The following is a 5,609-nucleotide window of genomic DNA, read 5'->3' on the forward strand; positions in this document are numbered from 1 at the left end:
ATTAGTCAGGTAAAATTGTAAAAACGAGTACTAATTCAAATTTTATAAAAGAAATGAATAGGATTAATCAAAACAACGGTTTTAGCCATCAAATCTGGTCTTTCATTTGCAATGAAGGGCTGCCATGCTTGTTCGTCATCTTAATGTTATGCAATGGTTTATTTTTTGCTTATGCTGTTTTTGATCAAACTAACGCCAATGCTTTTAAAGTAAATACCCAACAAACAACTGAGCATGTTGATTCCAAACATGGCTACATAAATTAAATAATCTTGATACATCACTTATCAAAATAAAAACAACCATTTAATCTTTTAGTGTATAGTATGCGTGCATAAAAAGTGCAGGAATGAATGCCATTATGAATAATAACTCTCCTCTCGATGCTGAAGCCTTAATTGAAGTTAGAAACTTAAGCTTTAATCGAGGAGAACGCGTCATTTATGACGATATCAGTCTTAAAATTCGACGTGGTCAAATTACTGCAATTATGGGGCCTTCTGGTACGGGTAAGACCACCTTACTACGTTTGATCGGTGGACAACTGGTTCCAGATCAAGGCGAAGTATTGCTAGACGGTCAAGATATTGCCACGATGTCTCGGCAAGAGCTTTTTGCTGCTCGTGCGCGTATGGGCATGTTATTTCAAAGCGGTGCTTTATTTACAGATATGTCTGTGTATGAAAATGTTGCCTTCCCAATCCGCGCTCATACCAAATTACCTGAACACATTATTGCTGAACTGGTGGGTTTAAAGCTTGAGTCTGTCGGGTTACGCGGTGCTGAACAACTCATGCCTTCTGAGCTTTCAGGCGGGATGAATCGTCGAGTGGCTTTAGCACGTGCGATTGCATTAGATCCAGAACTCATTATGTATGACGAGCCGTTTGCTGGACAAGACCCGATCGTGATGGGTGTATTGACGCGCTTAATTCGATCTTTGCGAGAAGCACTTGATTTAACTACAATTATTGTTTCACATGATGTTGCAGAAACGTTGTCGATTGCTGACTATATTTATGTGGTTGCAGAAGGGAAAATTCAGGGAGAAGGTTCACCTGAACAATTAAAAAATCATGCCTCACCATTTGTTCGTCAGTTTTTAACAGGCTCAATAGAAGGGCCTGTTGAATACCAGTTTACGCATCAAGCATATTTAGATAACGAGGTTCGTCCATGAATACGATTGCCTGGCTAGGTAGACTCGTTATTGAGCGAATAAAGGGGATTGGTGCTGCATCACTGATGCTCCTACAAATTTTATTTTCAATGCCATCAAAAGGTGGTTTCCAACGCTTTATTTACCAAATGTACCGTGTCGGGGTGATGTCTTTATTGATTATCTCCGTATCGGGTTTATTCATTGGTTTGGTATTAGGGCTGCAAGGCTATTCGATTCTAGTCAATGTGGGCAGTGAAGCCATGCTCGGTACCATGGTGTCTTTAACCCTGCTACGTGAGTTAGCGCCTGTCGTAGCTGCTTTATTGTTTGCAGGACGGGCTGGGTCAGCACTGACTGCCGAAATTGGGTCCATGAAGCAAAGTGAACAGCTTGCAAGTATGGAAATGATCGGAGTCGATCCACTGAAACAAATCGTATCGCCACGATTATGGGCTGGTATTGTGAGTTTACCAATGCTAACTGTCATTTTTGCTGCGATCGGTATTGTCGGCGGTAAGTTGGTGGGTGTTGATTTCCTTGGCGTGGATGAAGGTTCATTCTGGGGTGGGATGCAAAGCAGTGTTCAATTTGGACATGATGTGGTCAACGGCATCATCAAAAGTATTGTATTTGCTCTGATTTGTACATGGGTGGCGGTCTATCAAGGTTATGCCTGTGATCCGACTCCAGAGGGTATTGCGACTTCGATGACGAGAACGGTCGTATATTCTTCGCTTTGTGTATTAGGTTTTGATTTCGTGTTGACTGCGGTCATGTTCGGAGGGATTTAATGAAATCACGTACTAGTGAGCTGGCCGTAGGTATTTTTGTCATTATCTTCGGTATTGCTCTATTTTTTCTGGCAATGAAGGTGAGTGGTTTAGTTGGTACTAATCTTCGTGACAGTTATAGCATGACAGCCCAGTTTGACAATATTAATGGGTTGAAAACACGCGCTAAGGTCACCATGAGTGGTGTTACCATTGGTCGTGTGGACTCGATTACGCTTGATCCAGTGACTCGTTTAGCAACAGTGAAATTTGATCTAGATGGAAAACTCACGAGCTTTAATCCAGAACAACTCAAAGACGTTCAAAACAATGCTTTGGAAGAGTTACGTTACAGTGCTGATTATGAGCAAGCCGACGCTGCGCAACAAAAAGCAATGGAACAGCAACTTATCAGTAACATGACCTCCATCACCAGTATTGATGAAGATGCTTATATAATGGTAGCGACCAATGGCTTATTGGGTGAGAAATATTTGAAAGTTATCCCAGGTGGTGGTGTGAACTACTTAAAGCGTGGTGACGTAATTTCAAATACCCAAGGTACAATGGATCTAGAAGATTTAATCAGTAAGTTTATTACTGGTGGCGGTGCTGGCAAAGTTGCATCTGATACTGGAAGTTCAGTATCACAAGCAGATGCTGAACCATCTTTTGCTGAGTAATCGTATTTAGGAGTTTAAAGTGAACACATTATTGAAACAGACTTTAACGGCAAGTGTATTATCAACTATGCTTGCTAGTGCAGCATTTGCAGCACCAACAGAAACCCCACCAGACTTTGTAAAACGTGTGGCGGACGGTTTGGTGACACGTTTAAAAGCTGATCATGCGAAGTTACAAAACAACCCTGAATTGGTTAGAACAATTATTCGCCAAAATCTTGATCCATATGTAGATTCACAAGCATTTACTCGTATCGTATTGGGTACTTATGCAAATAATCAGCATACAACTGCGGCACAACGCGCACAGTTTGAAAAAAACTTCCGTGAAGTGATCATCGAAAACTATGGTAGTGCTTTTGCGAAATACACGAACCAAAGTTACACCATGCGTCCATACCGTGCGACAAACTCGAAAAATCCTGTAGTGACTTTAGATTTTCTTAATAATGGTGAGAAGATTCCTGTGTCATTCCAGTTGGTAGATAAAGGCGACCAATGGCGCATCCGTAATGTGAATGTCGCGGGTATTGACTTAGGTTTGCAATTCCGTAACCAGTTTGCTGCGACAGTTCAGCGTAATGGTGGTGACATCAACAAAGCAATTGCAACCTTCAAACCAGATGCGGATGCTGCAGTTACAAAGAAATAAGTAGGTGATGGGTGATTCAGTATATTGATCAGCAATTGATTGTTTCAAAAACGATTAATTTTGAGAATGCAGAGCAAGTTTATCAGACTGGCTTAAAGCATATTCAGCAACATCAGAATTTTCCTTTGGTGGTTGATCTTGCGCAGCTTGAAAATGGTAATACTTTATCATTGGCAGTATTGGTACAATGGTTGCGTCAAACACCAGAGCGTAAAGGACTGCATTTCAAAAACGTTTCTGAGAAAATGTTGAAAATCATCCAAGCGAGTCATTTGCAAGATGATCTGAAATTGATCTGAAATTGAAGTATGAAAAAAGAGCTTTTGATAAAGCTCTTTTTTTACGGGAAAATGTTAGCACGACATTATATTTATACTTACAATGCTGGCTCTGAAATAGGTGTAAGAACATTTCATATATGACTTTTCGTTATGATATTAATAGCTTAAGAGCAATAGCAGTACTTGCTGTTGTTTTCTTTCATTTTAATCCTGAATGGCTATCAGGCGGTTTTGCGGGAGTCGATGTTTTCTTTGTTATTTCCGGCTTTTTAATGACATCCATTCTCTTTAATGAAATGGAAAAAAATACCTTTAATATATTTAAATTTTATATTGCTCGGGCAAATCGTATTATCCCTGTATTGACTGCGATGGCAGCTGTACTTCTTGTCTTTGGGTGGTTTTATCTATTACCGACTGATTATAAGGACTTAGGTCGACAAGTCGAAAAAAGCTCACTGTTTACCTCAAATATATTGTTTACCAAAGGGGATGGGTATTTCGATAGTAATGAGAAAACCAAGTGGTTATTACATACATGGTCGCTTTCCGTAGAGTGGCAGTTTTATATCTTTTTCCCTGTTATTCTATTAGTTCTAAAAAGGTTTTTCACTTTACAGAAAATTAAATGCGTTATTTTGGCGTTATTTGCGATGAGCTTCTGTTATGCCATTTATGCTACAGAAAAAAATAGCCAGAGCGCTTATTTTTTGTTGACCTCTCGTGCATGGGAAATGTTGTTTGGTGGTTTAGCATTTTTATATCCTATGCCAATCAAACTGTTTAAATATCGGGCTTTGATACAGTGGATTGGGATAATTTGTATCTTAGGGTCCTATGTTTTGTTTTCAGCACAAACACCTTGGCCGAGTTATTGGGCTTTATTACCTGTTTTAGGTGCTTATTTTATTATTTTAAGTGCTAATCAAAAGAATATATTTCTCAACAATGCCTTATTTAATTCGGTTGGAAAGTGGTCATATTCAATCTATGTTTGGCATTGGCCACTTGTTGTTGCTGGTTTATATTTCTCTTGGAATAATTGGGAAATTTATGGAATTTGTTTATCAATCGCAATTGGTTATTTAAGCTATAAATATATCGAACAAATTAAATTCAAAAAGTTCACAACTTGGAAAGAAATTTATAAAGTAAAACCCTTGTATATGGTTTTGGTTTTATTTCTTTGTGGTTATGGGGTTAAAAAAACCAATGGATTTGAATCTCATTATTCACCTCGTATCCTCAAAATTCTAGATGAAGTTAATAATACGAATCCTTATAAATGTGATCCTGGTTTTCGAGACCCTCGAATTATACCGTGTCAGATTGGGCAAGCTCACGCAATTAAGGCGATTGTACTGGGAGATAGTCACGCCAATGCAGTGGCAACTTCTGTTGCAGCGGTTTTTGACTTAAAGAAAGAGGGGGTACTGACTTTAACAAAATCAGGTTGTCCTTATATTTTAGGTGCAAAATTTAGTAATGAGAACTGTGAAGCGATTAACCAAGAGCGTTCGATATTGTTGAATAAAGAAAAAGGTACTCCGATCTTTCTGATTAATCGTTATGCTTTGCAGTTAGAAGGGGAGAATAATCCAGAAAAAGTAGATCATAAGAACCCACTCAAAATTTATTTCAATAAAGAAGATGAATCTAAAGCAGAGACTTATCTTGGCTTTGAGCAACATTTGCAGTCTAGTATTTGTGCTTTAACTAAAACTAATCCTGTGTATTTGGTTCTACCAATTCCTGAAATGGGCTTTGATGTGCCAGAAATGATGGCGAAACAGGTTTTATTTCAGTATAAGCGCAATGATCTTTCGATTTCTCTTGCAACCTATCAGGCAAGAGTTGGGAAAGTGAGTGAGATTTTAGGTCGTGTCGCAGCTCAATGTGGGGCACATACTCTGAACCCAAGCGCGACTTTATGTAAAAGTGGGAAGTGTATTGCTGAATATCAAGGGCGACCGATTTATCGAGATGGGGATCATTTAAGTGAATATGGAAATAAATTACTAACCCCGATGTTTAGATCTGCTTTGTACCAATAGCTAACGG

At 38.9% G+C, this 5,609-nt stretch carries 6 protein-coding genes; all 6 read left to right on the top strand.

The window, feature by feature from the left end; translation table 11 throughout:
- Nucleotides 1–361 precede the first annotated feature (361 nt).
- A complete protein-coding gene (locus HMPREF0023_RS03270; protein ID WP_005086872.1) occupies nt 362–1,180 on the top strand; it encodes an ABC transporter ATP-binding protein in 819 nt (272 codons plus the stop codon).
- Nucleotides 1,177–1,953, top strand: coding sequence for a lipid asymmetry maintenance ABC transporter permease subunit MlaE (gene mlaE, locus HMPREF0023_RS03275; RefSeq protein WP_004641120.1), 777 nt, complete (start codon nt 1,177–1,179; stop codon nt 1,951–1,953). The genes HMPREF0023_RS03270 and mlaE overlap by 4 nt, the downstream gene beginning before the upstream one ends.
- Nucleotides 1,953–2,615 carry an outer membrane lipid asymmetry maintenance protein MlaD gene (locus tag HMPREF0023_RS03280; RefSeq protein WP_008941204.1) on the top strand — a complete coding sequence of 221 codons (663 nt, stop codon included), beginning with the start codon at nt 1,953–1,955 and terminating at the stop codon, nt 2,613–2,615. Before mlaE ends, HMPREF0023_RS03280 begins: the two co-directional genes overlap by 1 nt.
- 19 nt (nt 2,616–2,634) lie before the next feature.
- The gene (locus tag HMPREF0023_RS03285; protein WP_004641117.1) at nt 2,635–3,267 is read left to right on the top strand and encodes an MlaC/ttg2D family ABC transporter substrate-binding protein; all 633 of its coding nucleotides are present in this window, start codon (nt 2,635–2,637) and stop codon (nt 3,265–3,267) included.
- Nucleotides 3,268–3,278: 11 nt separating this feature from the next.
- Nucleotides 3,279–3,566 carry an STAS domain-containing protein gene (locus tag HMPREF0023_RS03290; protein WP_008941206.1) on the top strand — a complete coding sequence of 96 codons (288 nt, stop codon included), beginning with the start codon at nt 3,279–3,281 and terminating at the stop codon, nt 3,564–3,566.
- 119 nt (nt 3,567–3,685) lie between these two features.
- Nucleotides 3,686–5,602: an acyltransferase family protein gene (locus HMPREF0023_RS03295; RefSeq protein ID WP_005086869.1), complete on the top strand. Its 1,917-nt coding sequence runs from the start codon at nt 3,686–3,688 to the stop codon at nt 5,600–5,602.
- Nucleotides 5,603–5,609 lie beyond the last annotated feature (7 nt).

The sequence above is a fragment of the Acinetobacter sp. ATCC 27244 genome, from assembly GCF_000156555.1.
GTDB lineage: Bacteria > Pseudomonadota > Gammaproteobacteria > Pseudomonadales > Moraxellaceae > Acinetobacter > Acinetobacter haemolyticus.